23 protein-coding genes are annotated in these 22,775 nt (G+C 31.8%); 10 read left to right on the plus strand and 13 right to left on the minus strand.

All coding sequences use genetic code 4. The annotated features are described in order from the left end of the window. Positions 1–7 precede the first annotated feature (7 nt). The 3 genes from MHM_RS02680 to MHM_RS03030 form a co-directional block, all read right to left on the minus strand. A complete protein-coding gene (locus MHM_RS02680; RefSeq protein WP_015511904.1) occupies positions 8–433 on the minus strand; it encodes a hypothetical protein in 426 nt (141 codons plus the stop codon). A 7-nt stretch (positions 434–440) separates the two neighbouring features. Further along, on the minus strand, positions 441–851 hold the full coding sequence (locus MHM_RS02935; RefSeq protein WP_146222396.1) for a hypothetical protein: 411 nt from the start codon (positions 849–851) through the stop codon (positions 441–443). 132 nt (positions 852–983) lie between these two features. Then, on the minus strand, positions 984–1,163 hold the full coding sequence (locus tag MHM_RS03030; protein ID WP_187286230.1) for a hypothetical protein: 180 nt from the start codon (positions 1,161–1,163) through the stop codon (positions 984–986). Between MHM_RS03030 and MHM_RS02940 the strand changes: the two genes are divergently transcribed. Continuing rightward, a complete protein-coding gene (locus MHM_RS02940) occupies positions 1,162–1,401 on the plus strand; it encodes a hypothetical protein (protein ID WP_187286231.1) in 240 nt (79 codons plus the stop codon). The genes MHM_RS03030 and MHM_RS02940 overlap by 2 nt on opposite strands. Before the next feature lie 99 nt (positions 1,402–1,500). Here MHM_RS02940 and MHM_RS02695 read toward each other — a convergent pair whose 3' ends face one another. The 4 genes from MHM_RS02695 to MHM_RS03065 all read right to left on the minus strand — a co-directional run bounded on the left by MHM_RS02695 (position 1,501) and on the right by MHM_RS03065 (position 3,415). Beyond that, a complete protein-coding gene (locus MHM_RS02695) occupies positions 1,501–2,529 on the minus strand; it encodes a hypothetical protein (protein WP_015511907.1) in 1,029 nt (342 codons plus the stop codon). Positions 2,530–2,539: 10 nt separating this feature from the next. Then, positions 2,540–2,983, minus strand: coding sequence for a hypothetical protein (locus MHM_RS02700; protein WP_015511908.1), 444 nt, complete (start codon positions 2,981–2,983; stop codon positions 2,540–2,542). A gap of 97 nt (positions 2,984–3,080) precedes the next feature. After that, complete coding sequence (locus MHM_RS03095; protein ID WP_281086569.1) at positions 3,081–3,206, minus strand: hypothetical protein; 126 nt, start codon at positions 3,204–3,206, stop codon at positions 3,081–3,083. Between the two features lie 5 nt (positions 3,207–3,211). Continuing rightward, positions 3,212–3,415, minus strand: coding sequence for a hypothetical protein (locus MHM_RS03065; RefSeq protein WP_245529213.1), 204 nt, complete (start codon positions 3,413–3,415; stop codon positions 3,212–3,214). 202 nt (positions 3,416–3,617) lie between these two features. On the opposite strand from MHM_RS03065, the gene MHM_RS02705 reads away from it, so the two are divergent. Together MHM_RS02705 and yqeK are read left to right on the plus strand one after the other, a co-directional pair. Further along, on the plus strand, positions 3,618–4,889 hold the full coding sequence (locus MHM_RS02705; RefSeq protein ID WP_342661851.1) for a PTS transporter subunit EIIC: 1,272 nt from the start codon (positions 3,618–3,620) through the stop codon (positions 4,887–4,889). A gap of 19 nt (positions 4,890–4,908) precedes the next feature. Next, the gene (yqeK, locus tag MHM_RS02710) at positions 4,909–5,877 is read left to right on the plus strand and encodes a bis(5'-nucleosyl)-tetraphosphatase (symmetrical) YqeK (RefSeq protein ID WP_043902167.1); all 969 of its coding nucleotides are present in this window, start codon (positions 4,909–4,911) and stop codon (positions 5,875–5,877) included. On the opposite strand, the gene MHM_RS02715 is transcribed toward yqeK, so the two are convergent. Beyond that, the gene (locus MHM_RS02715) at positions 5,864–7,744 is read right to left on the minus strand and encodes an ABC transporter (protein WP_245529200.1); all 1,881 of its coding nucleotides are present in this window, start codon (positions 7,742–7,744) and stop codon (positions 5,864–5,866) included. The genes yqeK and MHM_RS02715 overlap by 14 nt on opposite strands. A gap of 159 nt (positions 7,745–7,903) precedes the next feature. On the opposite strand from MHM_RS02715, the gene MHM_RS02720 reads away from it, so the two are divergent. Both MHM_RS02720 and MHM_RS02725 read left to right on the plus strand, forming a co-directional pair. Further along, positions 7,904–8,530 carry a hypothetical protein gene (locus tag MHM_RS02720; protein ID WP_015511912.1) on the plus strand — a complete coding sequence of 209 codons (627 nt, stop codon included), beginning with the start codon at positions 7,904–7,906 and terminating at the stop codon, positions 8,528–8,530. A gap of 23 nt (positions 8,531–8,553) precedes the next feature. Further along, positions 8,554–9,384, plus strand: a complete 831-nt coding sequence (locus tag MHM_RS02725) for a TIGR00282 family metallophosphoesterase (RefSeq protein WP_281086576.1) — start codon at positions 8,554–8,556, stop codon at positions 9,382–9,384. Here the strand turns inward: MHM_RS02725 and MHM_RS02730 are convergent. From MHM_RS02730 to rpmE, 3 genes are all read right to left on the minus strand, one after another. Continuing rightward, positions 9,370–10,173, minus strand: a complete 804-nt coding sequence (locus tag MHM_RS02730; protein ID WP_015511914.1) for a methyltransferase — start codon at positions 10,171–10,173, stop codon at positions 9,370–9,372. The two genes, MHM_RS02725 and MHM_RS02730, sit on opposite strands and share 15 nt — an antisense overlap. Positions 10,174–10,231: 58 nt before the next feature. Continuing rightward, complete coding sequence (gene prfA / locus MHM_RS02735; RefSeq protein ID WP_043902168.1) at positions 10,232–11,278, minus strand: peptide chain release factor 1; 1,047 nt, start codon at positions 11,276–11,278, stop codon at positions 10,232–10,234. Positions 11,279–11,376: 98 nt separating this feature from the next. Then, positions 11,377–11,598, minus strand: a complete 222-nt coding sequence (gene rpmE, locus MHM_RS02740) for a 50S ribosomal protein L31 (RefSeq protein ID WP_245529201.1) — start codon at positions 11,596–11,598, stop codon at positions 11,377–11,379. 81 nt (positions 11,599–11,679) lie between these two features. Here rpmE and dnaX point away from each other — a divergent pair, with 81 nt between their 5' ends. The 5 genes from dnaX to MHM_RS02765 are packed head-to-tail and all read left to right on the plus strand — an operon-like array spanning position 11,680 to position 18,723. Then, positions 11,680–13,398 (plus strand): DNA polymerase III subunit gamma/tau, encoded by a 1,719-nt coding sequence (dnaX, locus tag MHM_RS02855; RefSeq protein WP_083859414.1) that lies wholly within the window; start codon positions 11,680–11,682, stop codon positions 13,396–13,398. Continuing rightward, complete coding sequence (locus tag MHM_RS02750; RefSeq protein WP_015511918.1) at positions 13,398–16,859, plus strand: DUF3713 domain-containing protein; 3,462 nt, start codon at positions 13,398–13,400, stop codon at positions 16,857–16,859. The genes dnaX and MHM_RS02750 overlap by 1 nt, the downstream gene beginning before the upstream one ends. A gap of 10 nt (positions 16,860–16,869) precedes the next feature. Continuing rightward, entirely contained in the window at positions 16,870–17,766 is an 897-nt protein-coding gene (locus tag MHM_RS02755; protein ID WP_015511919.1) for a hypothetical protein, read from the plus strand. 48 nt (positions 17,767–17,814) lie between these two features. Then, the gene (gene upp, locus MHM_RS02760) at positions 17,815–18,435 is read left to right on the plus strand and encodes a uracil phosphoribosyltransferase (protein WP_015511920.1); all 621 of its coding nucleotides are present in this window, start codon (positions 17,815–17,817) and stop codon (positions 18,433–18,435) included. Between the two features lie 3 nt (positions 18,436–18,438). Next, positions 18,439–18,723, plus strand: a complete 285-nt coding sequence (locus tag MHM_RS02765; protein ID WP_015511921.1) for a hypothetical protein — start codon at positions 18,439–18,441, stop codon at positions 18,721–18,723. Between the two features lie 65 nt (positions 18,724–18,788). On the opposite strand, the gene topA is transcribed toward MHM_RS02765, so the two are convergent. Both topA and MHM_RS02775 read right to left on the minus strand, forming a co-directional pair. Continuing rightward, the gene (topA, locus tag MHM_RS02770; protein WP_245529202.1) at positions 18,789–21,095 is read right to left on the minus strand and encodes a type I DNA topoisomerase; all 2,307 of its coding nucleotides are present in this window, start codon (positions 21,093–21,095) and stop codon (positions 18,789–18,791) included. 15 nt (positions 21,096–21,110) lie between these two features. Further along, the gene (locus MHM_RS02775) at positions 21,111–22,775 is read right to left on the minus strand and encodes a ribonuclease J (RefSeq protein WP_015511923.1); all 1,665 of its coding nucleotides are present in this window, start codon (positions 22,773–22,775) and stop codon (positions 21,111–21,113) included.

Here is a 22,775-nt window from a genome sequence, read left to right on the forward strand (position 1 = left end):
TTAGAGTTTAAACCTCTAAATCTAAAGTAGGGAGAACCACTCTGTTATAGTATTCCTGCTCAGTCATGCCCGAACGCTGCGCTGCTGCAATATTTTCTTTCTTTTTCTTGTAGGTGTATGCATTAGCTCCCAGAGAACAAAGATTTACAAATATAAAACAAGTATCAATTGCAACTCATTCTACAGGAGGCTTTCCCAACAGAGAACAAAGAGAGCTGATACTCATTAAGGTGGCTGTTCCGCAGGAAAACACCATAAATTTAGTTTCTAATCCTGAAGTATCTTTAGTAACTCACACAGTCTTACAGTGATAAAATGTAGCAATTGATAAAAATACTGCTCCCAGCATTGTAAATGCTGCTGAAATTCAACCATGCCAAGCTGTGCCGTTATTGTCTTCAAAAAACGGTATCGTGGTCAGCCATTGTATCATTAATAAGTTAATAGGCTCTTTTGCCCCTCACTAGAGGATTCAAATAATATTTACAATAATTTTCTTCACTAATTCCTAGATTTTGCGCCTTCTTAGAATTAGTCATCTTTAGATAAAAGATATAGCCGCAAGTGAACAGCAAAAATGTATTTATATATACAAAAGCCATCAAACGTACCAATTTCACTGTACAGCCAGGAGTGCATGAAATTAATCCAGGCAGACCAAAAAGGGCTCCTACAAATAAAGCGCAAGAAGTTGCTAAATGGAACGCAAAAATCTTAAATGGTACAACGGCAGAATTTTTACTCCGAAAGGTAGCGATAAACTGAGGTCAAAAAGATAAAGTAATTGTGGTAGCTCCCAAAAAAGCTAGCACGCATGCTGCTATATCAAAACCAGATGGCTGTCCATTCAAATCTAAAAAAAGCAGAGAATTTTGAAAAAACTACTAATCGAAAAAGTAGCTAAAAAAATAAATTAAAACTAGATTTTACTTACTTAAAAACCTAAATTTTCTGAAATTTTTAGGTCTGCTTAGAAAAATAGCTTAACTATTTACAGAGACTGAAAAATAATCGTAGTATCAGCTCAACTTATTATGGGAGAGCAACTTGAATTTTATTGTTACTAATAGAGTATTTACATCAATTCACTTATACAAAAAATAAGCTAAAACATCATTTTCTGAAATATAATGTTTGGAATTCAAAGATTTCAATTTACTCATGATTCTAGACTTAACATATTTTTTTAAATGATCTAGAAATACTCTTCGATTTCATAAGTGATTGTGACTATGTGTAAAATTTCTAACTTTATCTTGCATTTCTCAGGCTATGGAAGCCTGAGAAAGTCTGTTAAAAACCCTTAAAAGGGAGGCGTTAGAAAAAAAATTTAAATACTTCGGAGAATCGAGTCTGTTAAATTTTTCCGTTTCAGATAAATTAACAACTCCTGTTAAGTAACTAACGGAGCCTAAAAAAAGAAATAGGCACATTGAGAGAGCAATCCTCTTCCTTCATCCAAATAAAATCACCTGCTAATAAATATCTCTTCAAAGAGAGTTACATTTTTTCGACTATTCAAGTATGATCTAATCTCAAATTTTTTAATAGTGGATCATAAGGATTAATGGTTACTAATGGATCTGCAACTGGCTGATTGTGTTGGTGGGATTGTAAGTCAGAACGAATCTGAATAATATTAGTTCAATCATCCTGAGATATTGCGATAACAACATCAACTTTACCTACTTTCCGAGAGAGTCAGCCAAATGGTGAGTCTTGTTGTCTACCTTCAGGGAATTCTAAGTGTCAAACACCATTCTTTTCCTCCTTCCACATATAATTTTTTAAGTCAATATCCTGTCATTTACTATCGCTTTCCACTCTTGCCTCAATCTTTCCACTTAAAGTTCTGATTCTTAGAGAAATTTTTTCTGATGGCTGCTCCGATATTTCTCATATACTGAGTACAGGCTTGCCAGATACAATTTCTTCTTGATTGGCTAGGTAAAGTCCAACTTTTTGGATTTCTGTTTCTGCAGCCCTCGGGACCCCCAATTTTACCTTCTTAATTAGCTCTAGTGTAACCGACCTGGAATTTTTATGGAAATCATCTGGTCCTACAAAGTGGTAATTTTTTAAAGTAAGGTTATTCCTGAGGTTATATTTAATAATTTGATTCTGCAGTGAATCCAGTGCAACTGGCCATCGATAATTATGCTTGGCCAGATTGTGAGATATTTCTCTATTTATAGAAAAAATGGTATCTAACAGAAATTTAGAGTTACCTGTACTCATTTCTCTTGTAACTGGATCATTTTGAATATCAATAAAAGAAGAGCTTCTATAAACTAGACACTTTAAATTAGAAAAGGAGGAGTTGCAACTCCTTCCAGTATTTTTCAGAAATACTTTATCTATTAATTGTGAAGGTAATTTATGTTTAATTTCTATTAAATTATCTGGAATATTTCAATTGCTAGAAATAAAATATTCTCCATCAATCTTGAAATAGCCTTCATGAGGAACTAAAGATAACGCATAATCCCCTAGATTAAATACAGGCGAAACGCCTGTATTAATTAACAACTACTACTTTTTAAGTAGAGCTTGTAGGAGGCATTTCGTCTGAATCAAAAATGGAATTATAAATGGTAGATAAATACTTATGATACAGCTCATAATCAAATAAAGAGAGAAATTTCTTAGAGTACTTAACTAAAGATCTATAGTAAGTGGATCGAGAAATAAACATCTTATCATAAGTCAATTTACGCATAAAACAATCTTCTAAAAATTTTTTTTCATGTTCCAGTAAACTATTTAAGGCAAATCTTACTTCTTTAGCGTAAACGTCTCAGTATTGTAACAATTGATCTACAAATAATTCAGTATAATTGTTTCTCATATTTAAAACACACAATTTATAAATAGCCCTTTCTGCCATTTCTATTATTGCCTTATTTCGTCTTTGCTGCTCTTTCCTGGATAATTTTGTAGCATCTTTTTCATTTTCCTTTTTTGGACATAAATTTCTTCTCACTATTTAAACAAAGCTTTTCTCCAATTCACTAAACCTGCTCATCATATTAATGTCGATCACTCTCAAAAAAGTCATAAATTTATAGAAAAAAACTGACTTAATCTTTCGTGAAAATAAGTTTAATGAAATTCCCAAATACTTTTAAAATCCCTGAGCTTTCCAGTAATGCCAAGCTTAAACTTTCAGGCATTTCCGGTGCCTTTATGTTACCCATAGCTTCCATGGCTGTTACAAGTTTTTTTTAAGTGTTGGTGGCACTCTTGCAGCCAGTTCTGACTCAATCAAATCAATCGGACAATCTTTGCAATCAATCGCCTTACCTATTCTTCAAGCGTTCCCGCTATTATTGTGTATATCTTTTTCAATCGCCTTTACTAAACAAGACGCAGGAACTGCCGTGTGATGTTCTATTTTATCTTTTTTTACATTCATCTATTTTCAAGCCCCCTTTATTGAGTTAGGAGCTTGTAAAGATGGGTGCTGTACGAACTGTTGCACAGATGGATGCTCATGCGCTAATGGTAAGAATTGCTGTTGTTGCTCTCTTCTATGCTGTACGAAAAAAACAGAAGAACTAAAAATTTTGCACATCTCCAATGCGGGACGTAATCTGGTGCCAAGTATAGTTACTAGAATGTTTGGAGTTAACACGTTAAATACTTCTATTTTCGGTCCTATATTTATTGGAGGAGTAATGATTCCCTTTCTCTTAAAAAGATATTCAGAAATTAAATTACCTACATATCTAGCATACTTCTCAGGAAAGAGACTCTTACCATTAATCTGTTCCCTTTCTGTACTACCATTAGCGCTATTAACCTTACTTTTTTGGCCTTGAATTTGAACAGCCCTATCTTATTTAGGTAATTGAATTGCAAAATCTGAAGGAGTTGATACATTCTTCTTTGGCTTATTAGAAAAATTATTAATACCTACAGGATTTCACCACATTTTTGCCTCTCTTTTCTGATACAGCCCCTTAGGAGGAGATGTTCAATTAGCCTTAAAAGATGATAATGGCGGTAAATGTTGTGAATTACTGTGTTGCAAAAATAACATCTCTCTTAATTCCCCTTCTTTGCAGGGAGATGCTCTAATAGGGCTTTATAGTCTATCCTTTCCTACCAATGACATAACTTCAAAGAAAATTTTTGAACACTTCCAAGAGAAGAAAATTTTTGCAGGACGTTTAGCGCAAGGGAAATTTCCAATTATGCAATTTGCTCTTCCTGCTGCGGCTTTGGGGATATACTATTCACATCATCCTCAAAAAAGGGCTGAAGCTAAAAAAACCTTAGTACCTGGAGTCTGGAATTCCCTTATTTTAGGAATAACAGAGCCTATAGAATTCAGCTTTATGTATACAATTCCGAAACTCTTCTACTGATTCCACTCGACAATGTGTGGTCTTTCATTCCTGCTGATGAGATTGTCGGGTAGCCATATTCCAACTTCTTTTTCTGGAGGAATCATTGAATTGATAATCAATGGAGTTATTCCAGTTCAAAAAGGTACTCAGTTTTACTATTGAGCAGCTATAGGATCAGGATTGGCTATTATTTATTTCACTGTCTTTTACTACTCTTTCTTAAAATTTCACACACAACAACCTACAGCTACCGAACCTAATCTTGCAGGTGGAGAGCAAAAACCGGCTCTATCAGAAATGGAACTGTGAAAAAGTGGATTAGGTGGTTGAAACAATGTAACCAATTACAAAAACTGTGCATCCAGATTGCGTTACGATATCAAAGATAAAAACAGAGTCATAGAGTCTGATCTCAAAAAAGCAGGAGTTATCGCTATCAAGTGAGTAGGGGATAATCACGTACAGCTAATAGTAGGTCCCAAAGCGGAAGAAATAAATACTAAATTATCCAAGGCTGCTATGGCTTCTAATTCCTAAACTGTTGTCAACAAATGTTTTGGAAAGGAATTGTATTTACATTACAGACAATTCTCATACTTCTCTAAGAGTTCTAGAATTTCTATACAAAACCCAAAAGATATTGAATATAACTTTCTACTTAAACTCACCTACCAAAAAAATAGAAGAAAAAATTTTAAATCTTCAAAAATATTTACTAGGTAATAATTGTCCTGTGTTTATTAATACGCTCAATTGAAAAGACGCAAAACTGTTTAAGCCTTCATTTCAATCTCTTTTAAATTCTTGCGAAAGGCGAGGAATACTTATTTTGGTAGAGGCTCGAAGCCTCAAAATGTTTCATACTCACTTCAGATATAAAGATTTACTACAAGAATTTAATGTACTCATGATGGTGTTTTCAAAACCTAAAAATCTGATTTGAGCTTATTCCCCGCAGCTATTAAAATGATCTGAACTTTCAATGAATCATCAAAATCTATATTTTGGACAATTGGAAGAGGCGCTGCGAAATAGTCAAACAGAAGAAACTCCTGAACGATTCGAACATACTATTAGAGTGGTAAGTACAGCTTGAGACATTATGCTTCCTCTTACTGCGCTCAAGGAGAGGATGAAAATGAGAGTATTAATTGCCTGTGCTTATCATGATTTTGCAAAAAATTGAAATATTGAAAATCTCAAGTCTTCTTTCATAAAAAAACATCCACGTATGAAAGATCTTCCTATATGGGCCCTGCATGGCCCAGTAGCTGCCTTTTATTTAAAAATTAGGAACTTAGTAAAAAATCCATCTATTTTAAAAGCAATTGAATGCCATACTATCCCTCCTAAAAAATTAGGAATTATAGGAAAGCTTGTAGTCATAGCTGACAAATTAGAACCATTGAAGGAAAAAAATTTTCCTCCGGAAGTATTTTGTGACTTATGATCTCACTTAAAGCTGGGGGATTATGAATATGTATATGAATACTTAAGATTAAATCCCAATATTAAGAAACGCTAGATGAAACTGTATCTGAAGAAGATTTACCTTCAATGAATTGTGATTCTCAATAATTGCCTCAGTCCATAGCATCTTTATACTTTTGACTCAAATTATTTCCAGCAGAATTATCGCTTAAAGCTGTCACACTCTGTGATAGCTGTACATTAAATTGTCTTGTTAAATTATCCACCAAGCTATCTAAAAGTAAATTCAAAGCAAGGGGGGATCTTAGTCCTTCATTTCACAGGTGATAACTGCTGTGGCTTAATTTAGAGTGCTTTTCTCCATTATCACTCTTTATCAATTTCTGGAGAGCAGACATTTTTGGATTATCAGAAGAATTCAAGATATTTCAATCATCAGTAGTGGCGAGAAAAATGACAGAATCTACCGATTCTTTAAAGCTGGAAAATCCGTTCTTAGAAAAACTAGAATCCCCTAAACGCCATCATCAACCATTGTCATCTAACCCAAAAATATCTTCACTAATTCCCTCGTGGGAGTGACTATTTAGAGAAATTGTGTGACTAGGGCCGTTTTTTGGTAGTGCTTCTTTGAATCCTATCTCCGTGTAAAGAAATGGATACTTGGAAATTGTCTGAATTGCTGAATTTCCTGCACCTAATTGAGAGGGTGGGTAGGAAATCACTGCAAGAGTTTTGGAATTACTTCTTGAAAAGCATTTTTTTTCAGGATTAAATTGAGAATCTACTATTTGTGCGGCTTGAAAATATTCTCTAATTTTTTTGATCCTATTTTTATAGTTAGTTGCAATTAATTGAGCATTGTCCCAAGCTTTTTCGATAAATTCTTTTCTACTATCTTGACTAAAATCGGAGGAAAAATTATTCATTTTTGAAATCTTTTGAAATAATATTGCCGACTGCGCTAGATAAACCATTAAGTCTTTTTGAGTCCCTTCTGAAGTAGGACTGCTTCCCTTGATAGTTTGGTGCTCTAAAGCAGGATGGTGAACTTGCTGAATTCCTGATACTGTGGATTGAGTGCTACAGGTATTTTCTGAAGTGGTATCTTGCGCAGTTGTATTACTTTTTAAATAATTAATTAAAGGGATCTTAGAAGCACTTTTAGCCGTTTCAGAAGACTCTGATGAGGTTCACTGTTGTAATTGAGATACCTCTTCCTTACTGTAAATTAAGGTTTCAAATAAAGTTGCTATCGTTTTGTCAATTCCATTGGTGGAGAAAGGCGCAAAAAGTTTCTCTCCATTGGAGGGGATAGTAAAAAACTTAGTTTCTGCTGATTGATTATTTTCTGACTGACCATTAGATGCTGTTCCTTTCAACAGTTCCATAAAAGAGTTTCAAAACTTCATATAGTTTATAGATCTATAAAGATTGTTTGGAAATAGCTTAGAATAGCTCTGATAATAGTTTTTTAATAATTGTGCTAATTTCTGAGTGGTGGAGTTTTGACTACTTTCTTCGGTTTGACTATGGGGTTTAAAAAATTCATAAATCTCTCTACTGAACAGGGTATATGGATCCCTGGAAGCTCTAAAATTAGTAATCATTAAATGTTTGTGTTTCGGTAATTTATTAATTAAAAATAGTGGATCTGCATAGTCATCTAAAATAAATTGCTCTAAAAATAAATAATCTGTTTCTTGAGAAGTTCAGAATTGATCATTTCTGTGTACTAGTCCTCCCTCGTATAAATCTTCATTTCAAAGACTAGGTCCAAAAGTCTTTACCTTATCTATTAGCTGGGTAATTCTAGTTTGAAGTTTGGAGCCTAATTTTTTTTTATTTGCAGAGGTATTTTCATTCACTACTAAATATTTATCTATCTTAGTTAGATAATCATATAAGCTTTTCTGTTTAAATTGATAGGGATAATAGTCGGGAGTAATCTGTAGACTCAAGAATAAGTCTGCCTGTCCGTTATAGTTCACCATTATTTTGTATTTATTTCGAGGGGAAGAGGTTCCTACAAAAGTAAAAGATGGGGAAGAGGCTGTTAGTAAAGAAAAAAATAGTATCTTTTTATTAATGAAGAACACAGTATTCTAGCTTAGGTCGAGGTGAATTACCTCTACTTCTCTAAGAAGTTAAATCTTTTTTCTGGGGGCCTAAATTTATTCAGTTCAGTTGGATGAATTTCATTAATTTTTGTGATGGGTTACTATCACTTCTATATTCTTAACCTCCCGGGTTCTGAAGAATACTACTCTAAATTACCAAGATCTAGTTTTATTCTGAATGTATTTGAAAACTTAAAACAACGAACTCCGGTTTCTTCGGTTCAACCAACCACCTATTTTGCCTCAGCTTATATTGCTGAAAATGGATATGGTGCTTTCTTTTCTGAAATACTAAAAGCATTAGGAAATACTGTTACATATTGAACTCTGATCCAACCTATTTTTATACTTTCGATCATTACCTCCTCCTTAAACCTTTTCCTATTTTGAATTTGTCTTTTCTGTTCTTTTAAAGCGCGAAAATTTAGCTATATTGCCTCAACTTTTGTAAATTTGTTAGTTCCTATATGAGGATGTGTATTAACTCTGAAAATACATAATCGTTGAAAACTTCCTACGATGTTGAAAACTCAATTAAGTCAGGTGGTTGCTCCTGGACAATTAGTAAAGCTGAAAGCTAGAGTGGTTTTATCTAAATTATTTTCAGAAATTACTATTCCTGCATAGTTCAGACTTTTAACATTCTCTTCATTGGTGATGTATTTGGTAAACCTGGACGAGCTATGATTAACAAATACCTTAATAGAATTAAATCCAAATATTCAGTAGATTTAGTAATTGCAAATGTAGAAAATGCTGCACATGGAAAGGGAGTGACTCCTAAAATTCTTAATCAATTAATGCAGGCTGGGGTAGATTTTTTCACTCTGGGAAATCACTCTTGGCATAAACATGAATTCCTAGATAGCATATTCCATAATTACAGTAATATAGTAAGGCCTCTTAATTTAAGTGAAGATTTTAAATACCACAATTTGGGCGTAGGCACCAAAGCTCTAAAAGTAAAAGATATTAATATCAGGGTCACTAATCTATTGGGAAATAGTGTTCATTTCAGACAACGACAAAGTAATTGTTTTCTTTGCTTTAGTTCGCTATTAGATAATTTGTCCAGAGAGAAAAAAATGGAGGAAATTCACCTAGTCGATTTACATTCTGAAACTACTAGTGAAAAAAATGCATTCTTATGAGCTTTTAATGGTAGGGTATCTGCTGTTTTAGGAACTCATACTCATGTACCTACTAATGACGCTGTAATTACGGAAGAAAAAACTGCATATATTTCTGATGTAGGTATGACTGGACCTTCTTGCGGCATAATAGGTGGCGAGAGGACAAGTATTATTCAAAAATTTTTTTACCCTGAACTGAAATTTATGCTTCAACCTCAGGAAGGGGCTGCTCAATTCTGCTCTGTTTTAATTTCTTTTAACAGAGAAAATTATTCTCCTGTCAAAATTAAACCCATTATTTTGAGAGAAGGTTATTTTTTTGATGACTATAAGTTACATTCGGTTTAAAACAACTACCCTAAATTTATTTAGATGATCATAATATCTATTAATTTGAATATTTTTAGAGGTTAAATCTAAATTTTTTCAGTTTGATTCATGAAATTCACTGCATTCTAAAATGATCAGCTTTCAATATGAATTATTTACAGCAAATTCAATAATCTTACTATAATGAGAAAATCCTGTCTCTTCCGATTGTAAAGCTCATTTGGGATCATATTTGTACAAATTAGTTGATTTGTTTAATGCTGTAAATTCATTTTTTCCAATATAAGGTGGATTCATAGTGATAAGTTCTCAATGTGAATTCTCTTTTAAAAATTGGGTTCAATTAGTGCAATAAACATCTCCTTTGGACGTATATTTTTTTAATTGAATATTTTCTAAAACATTTTTACAACTTGTGTAAGAGGCATCAACTGCTGAATATCTATAAATGTTGTCGCGATATTTATCTAGTAATGAGATCAAAATATTTCCAGTACCGGAGCAAAGGTCTATATATGAAAAATCGGATAAATTTATTCTGCTAATTCATTCTTGAGTTATTTTCACTAAACATTCTGTTTCAGTCCTTGGTATAAAAACTCCAGGATTTACTAGCAGTTCATTATTATTGAAAAATACTTTTTTAGTTAATCTGGGAATTGGGTAATTTTCCTCTATAATTTTCGACCGGAACTTGCTATTAGGTTTGAAAAGAAAGTCAATTGTATTATCCTTCAAAATTACATAATCATTGAAATTTTTAACTCTATTAGACATTGAAAATAAAGTATCAAATGCTCTGGGCATATAATTGCTGGGAAAATGAGCAATAAATTCTCTAAAAGAAATATTCAATTCCTTCAATTTAGTTATTTTCTACTAAACTATTCAGCCAATCTTCCTGCTCACGCAGGGAGAGCTGTTGATGTATAACTGCAAGATTTCCCTCCATAATAGAAGACAAATTATTAATAGTTAGTAGTATTCTATGATCGGTCATTCTATTTTGGGGATAGTTGTAAGTGCGAATTTTTTCTGATCTTTCGCCTTTTCCTATTTGCTGTTTAAGGGTAGAGAATAATTCATCTTTCTGTAATTTACGCTCTCTCTCTCATAATTTTGCTTTCAGTATTTTAAAAGCTATTTCCTTATTCAACATCTGAGATCTCTCTTGCTGGCATGCGACCATAATATTTGTGGGAAGGTGCACTATTCTAACTGCAGATTCTGTTTTATTTACATGTTGGCCTCCCGCTCCGCTTGCCCTATAAACATCTATTCTCAGCTCACTGGGATCTAATTGGATTTCAATTTCATCAGGTTCTGGTAACACGCTAACAGTAATAGTAGATGTATGTACCCTCCCCTTAGATTCTGTTTCTGGAACTCTCTGCACTCTATGTACTCCAGATTCATACTTCATTTTTGAATAAACTTTCTCCCCAAATAAGGTAAATGTAATGAATGCAAAACCTTTTTCACTTTCTCTAAGCTCTACTATATTTAGTTTTCATTTATTAGATTGTGCATATTTTTTATAAGAGTCAAATAAATTGGCTACAAAAATAGCAGACTCTTCACCTCCGGCTGCTGCATGCATTTCTATAACAATGTTTTTTCCATCATATTTATTACTAGGTAAAAGCTCAGTTTTAAAGTTAAGTTCTAATTCTTCTATCTTTTGAGATAACAACGTGCATTCTTCCTCAAACAAGGCTTTTAATTCACTATCTGCATCTTTAGAAAGGGAGGATTTGCAATGTTCATAATCTGAGATACATTTTTTATAAATCTCAAATTTAGCAATTAAATCCCTATTTCTAGATATTTCTCGCTGTAATTCAATATCTTTTACATTTGATAAATTTGCATTTAATTTTTCCTCTAAAATTTTTTGCTTTTCAGAAATCATACTTAGAAAAGAAAATAATTTAGAGTTGTAAATCACCTAAAAATTAAGAATTAACAGCATCCTCCTATATCGGAGGGCCGAAGCCCCTCCTGGGGGAGTTATTTAATATTTTGTCTCCCTGAAGAGAACTTGTCTTTTAATTTTTCGGCAGGACCCAAATTAGATTCTGAAGCCAATTTCCCTAGATAAAAGGGATGGCAGGAAGCACAAATATCTAATTGCACAGTTTTGGTAGATTTATCTCCACTTAATAACTTGTATTCTGTACCACAAGAATTGCAGACATATTTAACTAAATTATCTATAAGACTTAACTTCACTAAAAAATAATCAATTTTAATGTTAAAATTCTTTATTTAATCTTTTTCCGGAGCATCTTCGGAATAATAATTTAAACCCTCATACTCTACAACAGATACAGACCGAAAAATTTCAGTGAATTAGTAGGACAGGAGTTATCCAAAAACTTACTAATCAATATATTGAAAAATCAAACAAAAGTACATTCGTTTATATTTTATGGGCCTAACGGTACAGGAAAAACCACTTCTGCTAGACTTTTTGCTCGAGCAGTTAATTGTGAACAATTTCAGAAACTAGAAGAAATATGTGGAATGTGTACTTACTGCCAAATTGCAGAAAAAGAAGATTGTATAGACATTGTGGAGATAGACGGTGCCACACATAACGGTGTTGAATTTGTTCGAGAAATTAATAAAAATGCTCTATATCCCCCGATCAAGCTACCTAAAAAACTTTATATCATTGACGAAGCTCATTGTTTGAGTACTCAATCCTGGAATGCTCTCCTCAAACTAATTGAAGAGCCACCCGATCATCTAATAGTCATTCTAATCACAACAGAAATACAAAAAATTATTCCTACAATCCTAAGTCGATGCCAAAAATTAAATTTCCCTGCCTTAAATTTTGAAAAAATATTACCTCTTTTAACCGCTATTTCCCAAAAGGAACAAAAATCCATTAAAGAAGATGTTCTAGAGGATATTATTAAAAACTCTGGAGGATCTGTGCGAGAGGCTCTAGTCATGTTAGAAAAACATTTCCTAGACAATAAGACAGAAAATTTAACAACTGACCCTTATAGCCACAACGACGATGCAGTGCAACTTCTACAACTTATCTTCGACTCTCAAACTTCAAATGCTCTAAAAAAACTCAGAAAAATAGAAACCAATTTTGCTCCCATTTTCGAATCCATCTTAAATCACCTCCTGGAACTTTCTTTCTATATATTGGGAAATGAAGCTGAAGATTTTTTGCACTATTGAACTAAACAACAAGCAAAAGTACTTGTTAGTAAAAAAAAAAATATAACATCGATGATCAATTTTTTAGCTACAAATATATATTCTCCCAATATTAATTTTTCTCTCTCTTACTCTAAATTTTTACTTTTAAATTTACTTGTAATTTCTGGAAAAGATAGTATAGATACCCAACAATCTGACACCTTTTGGTTAGGAGATATTTCCATAAAACCTAAATCTCAAGACGCTAAAAAAATAATAAATGAAAAATTCGGTAGGGTTCCCCTAAAGGCTGTATTAAGTGAAACTATTTCAGATCGAGAGCATGATTCTGCCCTACCAGAACCCAAAGAGATTTTTTCTAACTCAATACTACAATTTTCCTCCTTTGATTTACCTCAATTTGAATTTCAGGAAATACTACATAAAGAGAAAAAAATTATACAAATACTTCAAGAATGTCAGAAATCGTCAGGGGAAAAATACTATCAACAGCTACAACAATATTTAGAGTCGGACGCCTCCATCCCCTTAATTCATGAACTCTTCAAGAATATTCATCCGAAATATAAATTTATTTGCTCAGTTACAGATTGTTTAGTTATTTTTACAGCTACAAAAGATAGTCAATACTTTAATCTAAAACTTAAAAATTGAAATATTCAGGAAACGATATATACCATATTTTCAAAACCAATTAATTTTTATAGTATTTCTCTAAATGAACTTCCATCATTTCTAGAAAAAAAGAAGCTTCAAAAATTCACAGAAAAGCCTTTATCCTCTCAGGAAGAAAAATTATTCACTAAATTACAAACTTTATTTAATGCTGAAAAAATAGACTCTTAGTGAACTTCCTGAAGTGAAAAAGAGAAATATTGTTTTTAATTCCATCTATTACGGGTGGGGGGACTAGCTCTCTATTTTTCACCAACTCTAATCAGAAATACGGTTCTCTAACCTGAAAAACTAAGGAAGATATTAACTCTTTTTTGCAATCTGTGGGGGTCAATACCTCTACATTTCAGCCAACAGACTTACTCAAACAGGCTGGTAATTTTTCTACAACAATTCCCACTTTAACCAAAGCTTTATCTACACAGATAGCTAAACAAATCTTTACTGGAGAATTGTACAAAAGTACTAAATATGAAGCTGGTATTGGAAAACTTTATCCAAAAGTATTAGCGGCGAAAAAAAGGATGATTGAACATCAAATCAAAACTTTATCCAAAAGTAAAAAGAGAATTAAAAAAAGTTGAACTCACGACGAAAGGAGATATCTAGATGGATTAAAAGACTATGTATTGTCAAGAATTGATGAAAAAAATATTCAAGATTATTTCAAGACAGATCCAGATAGCTACTTATTTAAAGGGAAAAAAATAACTCACATATCATCTCCAACAGCTGCTCAAAATAATTCTTCCGATTCTATTGCACCTTTATTGGGTTTTTTAATGGGCACTTGAATAGAAAGTCGTAAAGCTGGTTACTATGTACATAAATTGATTCCATATGCGCAAACATTCTCTAAGGATACTAAGAGTTTTTATCAAAAAAAATATAAAGACATCAAATTGCCTGATAAACCGGATTACTTCTTCCCTGATTATGAAAGAAAAACACCTGATAAACCGGAAAACCTATTCAAAGAATATATTGATGAATGATTAAAAGGTAAGAGTTACTATGAACATTGATACTCTTTGACGGCTAAGGATAGAAGTGAAGAAATTAAACAAGCTGCAAAAATTGAATGAATTTCTCCTTCAAATAATACACACAAAAATATTGCGCTGAGATATTTAACTGAACGTTCTGATACAAATACAGAAAAATCTAAGGATGTTAACAATGGGGGGAGAAAATATCTTTCATCTCTTTGAAAAGCTATTTCTCCTATTTTTTTGAGATTCAAGAAACGACATGATTGTGATTCCCAAGCTACAACTTCATCTACAACTACGACTGCTCCTAGTAATTCAATGCAATTCTTTTCAACCTTATGAGGAGATATCACTCACAACCCTTTAAACATGTTTTGCATAAATTCTGAAGGAAAGACTCAACCTGATTTCATGATGTTTTCTCCCGGCCCCGATGATTACAAAGTTGAAGATATCATTTCCTCCAAAATTATTTTTTATAGAGATGATAAAGGATTTAACTTGTTATATCCAATAAATAAACAAATCATAGATAACGCTGAATCAAAGAAAAAAAATGGAGAGGAAAAAAAAGATCCGGGAGAAGTTGAAAATCTCGTCAAAAATAGTGGTTTAGTCTCGGAATTTAAGAAATATATTGAAGATAATTTCTCTTTTCTGCTACTAAAATATCACAAATTCATAAAAAATGGCAATAAAAATGAACAATGCTCCTGCCATGAAATTATTAACAAACTTATAGAGTTAATGGAATTAAGTCAAAAACTAAAGGATTGAAATGAAATATGAAAATTCTATGATATTCGGCAGAGAAATAATACAGTATTAACTGCATCTACCACTGGGAAAAATAACTTTTTGAACAAGATGGGTACAGCTGACCTAAATCCTCCTGAATTTTTAAAACTAAGAATACAAAAAGATTTACCTAAACTGTCAGAACTAGAAAAAACTATTCAAGAATACATTTCAAAAACTTCACAATACTTAAATGGTTCCAGCGAAAAGAATAAAGACCGCCAAGAGTCTTTTAAATTTGAAAAAAAATCTGATACAGAGGGAAAAAATTATTGAACTATTTCTCCAGCTAGCGCAGATGCCCGAACACAAGGTAAAACATGTATGAAGAGGGAAGTTTTGCAATTCGTATTGGAAAGTATTTTTACTCAGTCATTAATTAATAGATATTTAAAAATTCCTCTTATCTTTGAATCTTCACATGATTTATTTAAAAATCAACAAACTTCTTCTACTAATCACTCTCAGGGAAATAATTCTTGAGAAGAAAAATGACTAGAAGAAAAATGAAGAAACTACCTTAAAGATAGTTCAGAACAATCTAAAGTAACAACTTTTTTGATCGAAAAAATTAAAAAAGCAGCTATTCTATCTAAAATTTCGGATATTTCAGATACAACTATTCACTATTTAACTACCCCAAATACCTCTACATCTACAAATGCTAAATTAAACAGTTGAAATAATATAGAAAGTTTTATCAATTTAACCAACTTAAATGATTCAAATAATCAATTAAGTGAGCAATTAAGAATATTTATTACCTCCTTATACCTAATGGAAAACTCTTTTGAAGAATATATTGAAAACATTAGAAAAACAATCAAGGAAGAAGGTTTTGGAGTCTATGCATTCACCTTAAGTTGAAATAAATTTTGTACAGTCGATGATTTTCTACTTGATCCTATTCGAAAAGTTGAAATGGATAGTTTCTGAACTCCTTTTAATCAGACCTCAGAAGTGAATGGTAAAGAATGAAATAAACATGTTACTGACCCAAGACAATGCATAAAAACTTCAGACAGGCTTGCTGTCTCCTCTTTAAAACGTAGACATGCTGGATCCAATCCAGCCAGTCTACTGATAAATTTTGTTATCTCTGTGTTGGAGGGTATAAGTACTGATAGAAATTTAAAAAATGAAACTCTAATGGGTTTCAAGGGTTTAATTTCTGCCGAAGATATCAAAAAATTACCGGAAGAGTTTTATTACAAAATTTTTTCTTTCCTATACAAGGAAGGACACATTAATTGAAATGACATTGAAACTCAAATCAACAACTTTAAAACAAACCATCAGTTAATTGAATATGTAAAAAAAATCAATCATATCAATGCTTCAATTGGTAAAACTTTTGAATTTAGTGATATTACTAAAAAACCCGAAACTACTGATGAAGCTAAGGTAGTAGATAATATGGATTGGTTTGATCTTAAGAAGAGGAAAGAATCGCTAGTCAAATTCATTCAAGATAATCTTCTAAAAACTAATCCATCAACTCAACCCCGATTCAGAGGACTTTTTTTTGAAAAAGAAAAAAGTGAGGTTAAAAATAGCTACGTTTTCGAAAAACATGAAAATTCTTCAATTGCATATTTAATTCAAATTACCACTGATGATTTAAAAAATAATGATTCTTTCTTCAAATTTGTTCAAGAACACCTAACTCCTGAATCTTTAATTCAAGATGTAGTTAAACAGGCACAAAATAAAGCATTACAAATGAAAGCGATTAATAACTTTCTAGCGAGAGGTAAGTGAATCAATGATAAAAAAGTATTTAACTTAAGATCTGGAGATTACTTCCTAAAACAACAATTTTCTTCTATAGTAACCGTGTAACTACTGAATCATGCCAGCACTTCTAAAATTAGGTACTTTATGGATTTTTATAAGGGAATATTTGTATAAATGGCAGGAAAGAATATTTCCGAATATTTATTCCCCTGGTGAACTGAGAATATTGGCAGCCATTTACTCCATTTCAAATATTGTGGGTGCTACTTTTTTTTATTGTTGGCATCTAAATTGAATACAACCACCTATAGGAGGTTTCCTATTATTAATTAGTGCTATATGTCATCTTTTAATCGGAGCGAGATTTTTGCGAAATAGTCAAAAATTTGGAAGAATTGCATTTACTAAATGAAGTTGATTAAATCTGATTTTTGTTTCTCCCTTGGGATTAATCCTCTTATATTACGTCATTAATTCAAAATACTGAATACTAGAAGATGTGGGTGATGATCCTGTTGAAATAAGACAAAGAATTACAGATGAACAAAAGAGAAGAAAAATGACTGTAAAGCAAAGACAATTACAAGCTAGATTTAATGCTGCAGTTATACATTTAAGAAAAATAAACTCTGATATTGCTAATCGCATTTTGTTGGAGGTTTTAAATATCTCTAATCAATCATTTGAGGAATTAGACTTTTTTAGAGTAAGTGTTGTAATTGCTCTTTCTGCAATGCTCAAACAAAATAAACAAAAAACTTTTAATAATTTAATCTGGGGTGCTCACTGATATGAAGACAATTTTTTTACATTTGGTATTAAAAATCCTAAACCAATTTCGATGTACAATAAATATCCCTTGCTTTTGGGTGCGGTAGTTTTGGATGAGTTGAATAACTACAAAAAAATTTTGAATGCCAAAATGTTAATCAAGGATCATCTTTCCTTTTCTGATGCAAAAGTTATTTCCCTGCATATGGGTAGTGAATACAAATTATTTATCAATCAATAACCTAAAATCTAAAAGATGGCTTTTCGCCTACTTTAATTCTTTTTCAATATTTCTGTTTTTGTAGTAAAAAATAATTTTGTAGATCATTTTATTGGTCGAGCTAGAAATCAACAAAATGGCTCAACTCTTTTGCGAGAAAATCTCAAAAAAATAACATGGGCTCTTGCTTTTGAAGCTCATAAGGAGTTTGTTTTTAAAAATAAAGAAATTCAAACTCCCATTAGTTCTTGTAATATAAAAGAATTATCTGGTAAGGTGGTTGTAGTCCCTATATTACGTTCTGGATTGGTCATGTCTGATGCTTTGCAATTTTTTTTTGAAAATTGTTCAGTAGTTCATCTAGGAATATATAGAGACGAAAACTTAAGAGCCATTAAATATTACGAAAAATTTCCAGAAAATTTAGATAACAGTAAATTAATACTCTGCGATCCACTAATAGCAACCGGCTCTACCATTTTGAAATCTCTAGATATTCTGTCTAAATACAACTTCAAAGAGATAATTATTATGGGTATTATTTTCTCGCAGCAAGCGATAGACTTAATTACAGGAAAATATCCTGAAATTAATATTTATGCTGCTGCTATAGATCCTCAAATTAACTCTCATGGATATATAGTTCCTGGTCTTGGAGATGCTGGAAACAGGCTCTTTAATACAGATTAGTTAGTGACTGATAAAAAAGAGTTTCTTTCAGATAATGAATTATTTGCATTTAGTACAAAATTAGTGGATATATGAAGAAGTAAAAATGTAACAAATGATAAATATTTCAAAAAATTTAGCTCTCTCTCCAAGGTAGAATTACAAAAATTAATTGATTACCTGATTGAAGAGATAGAAGAAATTAAAGGAGTTAATAAATTAATAAGATTAAGGGAAAGTTTAAACACTGTTTTTGACTTAAAATTGCTGTACAATAACCTCAAAAGCACTATTCAAACAAATTATTAATTAAATAACCCTCCTTCTCCCCCTAGAGGGGGGGGAGAGAAAACTAAAAATTTACTTAAATTTTCTTAACTTTTTTTATCTTGTACTATATTTTCCCTATATTTACATTTAGGGTAAGAAGAACACGCTATAAATTGATTACCTCATCTAGAAACTATTTTTTTTAAAAAATTATCGCATAACTTGCATTTTGTGTCTAATAATTGTGAACTTTTTCCTGTAGAAATATACCTACAAGAGGGAAAATTTGGACAAGCTTTAAATTTTTTTCCTGGCCTTTTAGCAGATTCTCTATAAATTAACTGTGCTGAACAACCCTGACAAAATTCATTCTCTACTAACTCGAATTGAACTACTTCTTTTTCTAAATATTTACATTTAGGATAGGCTGAACATGCAGTAAAATATCTGTTTCACCTATTTTTTCTCCTAACTAACTGCGAAGAACATTCAGGACAATTTTTGTCTACAAACTCTGCTTCCTTTTTAGAAATTTCTGATCTTTCTAAATATTTACACTGAGGATATTTAGTACATCCAATAAATTGACCTAAACTACTAGAGGTGTAATTCTTTCATTTTTTAGCAAATTTTTTAGCCAGTTCGGCCCCACATTCGGGACAAACCCTTCCCTCTACTATCTCTATCTTTTCAGCCTTATTAAAAGCATCTCCCCACTCTACAAAAAGATTCTCGAGAAATTTTCTTCAATCTGTCTTAGACTGAGAAATATTATCCAACTCTTCTTCCATGATTCTTGTGTAATCATAGGAAATGAAATTAGAGAAATTCTTATCCAAATCTTTAGAAATTTTTATACCTAATTCAGTAATTTCGAAATATTTATTTTTAATAGTTGCATAATTTCTCTTCAAAACTGTCTTAGAAATCGTAGGATATGTAGAAGGTCTCCCAATGCCTTTTTTCTCTAATGCCTTGATTAAGCTAGCTTCACTATACTTTCTGGGAGGTTTATTCTGTCGCGATTCAATACTAAAACTTTTTTGCTCATAAGTTTCTCCTTTTCTTAATTCTTTGAATACTGTATTAGGCGACTCTGGAAATGTTAATAATCCCTGTTCTCTTAAAAACTTTTTAAAACCATCAAAAATTTCTACAATGTCAGAAACAACGAATAAATTTTCCTGATTATTAAAAAAATATCTAGTGGTTCTAATTTTCGTAGACTTGGAAAATGCGGCTAAGGTATAAGCTCAAATCAAGCTGTAGACTTTATACTCTGGAGAATTTGTTGTAATAAATTTAGACACTCGAGAAGGTGTTCAGCTCAAATCAATCGGTCTAATTCCTTCATGGGCTCCCTGCACTAACGGTGCATGTTTTTTCATAGAACTTTCAGAAAGTTTTAAATTATCCCCTTGTCAATAACTAGTGGAGTATCTAGAAAGAATATATTTCTTCAACTCTTGTACAAAATCACTAGAAAGTTCGGTTTTATCAGTTCTGGGATAGGTTATAAGTGCAACAATTTCTCCTCCTAAATTTATTCCCTCATATAATTTTTGAGAAACCTCTCTCACCATATCAGATTTCATCCCAAATATATTAATTGACTTTTCATAAAGTGTTGAAGTTTTAAGGGGTAATGGAGGGTTATCGAAAAATAATTTAGGTTCAGAGATTTCTTCTAATCTATAAGAGGTATCTAGCTTATGAATTAAATTTTCTGCATCAACACTCGTCTCAAATCTAATCCTACTTTTATCTTCGGTTTCAATAATCCTTATTTGATCTTTCAATTCCCCAGACAGTTGAAAGAGAGAAATTTTTAAATCATTCTCAAGTAGAACATCCAGTATAAATCATTCTTCTTTTTTAAAAGACTTAATTTCCTCCTCTCTATCTGCTAAAAATTTCAATGCAATCGATTGTACCCGACCCGCAGACTCTCCTCCCATTTTCTTGCCAGTATATTGAGATAATTTAAAGCCTATTCAACGATCTAATAATCTTCTAGCTAAATAAGAATCCACCTGAGCTTGATCTAATTCCCTTGGATTGTCTATTGCTTTTTTAACTGCTTTTTCAGAAATTTCATTAAAGACAGCTCGTAGACATTTTTTTTGATTATCCTTTCCAATTACCTCGAAAATATGTCAGGAGATAGCTTCTCCCTCTCTATCTGGGTCTGTAGAGAGATAAATCTTATTTGCCTTATCGGCAGCTTTCTTAATTTCTCTAATTATTGAACTATTTTTGTCTTCTCATTTAATATCTAATTTTCCCGGTCCAAAACCTATTCACCCTTTGGCTAAATCTCTAATATGACCCTTAGTCGCTAATATTTTCATATCTTTATCATTTAAGTATTTTCCAATGCTTTTTACTTTCGTGGGAGACTCTACAAACATTAAGTCACTCATAAATTAATGTAAATGAGAGATCACAGCTAATATTGATGGTTTTCTAAATAAGAAAGGATCTAACGCATGATATACAGATTTTCTAATTGTTTGCTTCAAAGATCTATTATCAATTTCTGAATTGAATTGAAGATACTTAGATAAATCCTGTCTCAGATAATTTTTTACCTGAGTTAGTGCTTCATCTTGTTTTTGAAAATCTTTTGCAAACACGCTCATCATCTTGACTATAGGTTTACTAATTACATTCTTTTTATTATTGCATCTAATCGCAATAATTATTACTCCACTTTGAGCTAATAATTTTCTCTCAAATAAAGTATTTCTATTTATATCTAACATCTCCTGACCGGAAACATAAACTTCAGAAATTTCATTTTCAATTACTGTTACATTTTTTCTATCTAAAGTAATATAATTCCCATTTTCTAAAAAGTGAATCTTTCTAGGATTCATTACATTTGACAATGATTTGTTGAATTCTACATAATCTTTGTAAAAACCATTCACTGGAACTACATTGTATGGAGAGAGGCAATTCACAAGTAGCATAATATCCTCAGCTCCAGCCATATATGGAACTAAAGAAGAGGGCGCTTTTAACACTTCTCCTCCATTTCTAGCAAGCTCATTAATTGTAGAAATTTCCTCTAATTCCTTTTCGATAAATGTATTTGTCATAAAAATTATCACATCCTTTGGGATAAGCTTCAATCTAGGTTCTACTCCTTCCAGAATTTTTCTCAAGTAACTGTAAAGTGTGTTGTGAGTTCCTGCAACAACCACAATTTGTACCTTTTTTCCATCTGAATTTAATTCATTTACTGAAGACATATATTCCTTTAACTTATTTTTTTCTAAAAAACTATTGAATTGTACTGAAAGCTCGTCAGGAAAAATGGAGAAATTGTATCTATAAATGTATGCTATTTTGCTCAAGTTAAAAATTGTATATCAATCATCTAGGTAGATTGCAACAATCAATCTTGTATTAATTCTGGAAACTAATTTTTTGAGATATACAAAATTATCTGAAGGTTTTAAGGCGAAAGTCGAAACTGTAGCGCAAGATTGTGTCCCAATAATTAAAAGTGAAACTTTACTTTTTAAATTCTGAAATAAGACATTTAACTGATTATCCCTACATGGTAAATTTTCTGAAGCGACTACAAATTCATCAATAAATACTACATACTCTGACTGAGAAAATTTAAAAGCTCAGGCTAGAGAGTTCGGTAAAGTTGCGGCCACTTTTATAGGAACTACCTTTACATCTGTAGTTACAGAGTGCTCACTAACTAAATCTAAAGTAATAATTTTTGGTGAAATTCTTTTTCCCTTAACACTTTCAAATCTCGCGAGAAAAGAATTAATGATTTCCGCACCGAAAGAGTTTGTATAAATAGGTAAATTAGGAAACATCTGGAGTAAATAGGGGATTGAAGAAATATTTAACTCTCTAGGAACTCCTATAAATACTCCCTTAAGTCGAGACTTTAAGGGTAATAATATTTTGTAATCTGGAATAATCTCCTCAATATCATATAGATTTGCATTAACGCAACTAGCCCCTGCATTTAGTAAAAAAACATCTCCATGTAACTCTAATACTCCACTATATCTAAATCTCTCGTCTTGACCCCCTAAAGAATAGTACTTAATAGACAT

The sequence above is a fragment of the Candidatus Mycoplasma haematominutum 'Birmingham 1' genome, from assembly GCF_000319365.1.
Classification (GTDB): Bacteria; Bacillota_I; Bacilli_A; order Mycoplasmatales; family Mycoplasmoidaceae; genus Eperythrozoon_A; species Eperythrozoon_A haematominutum.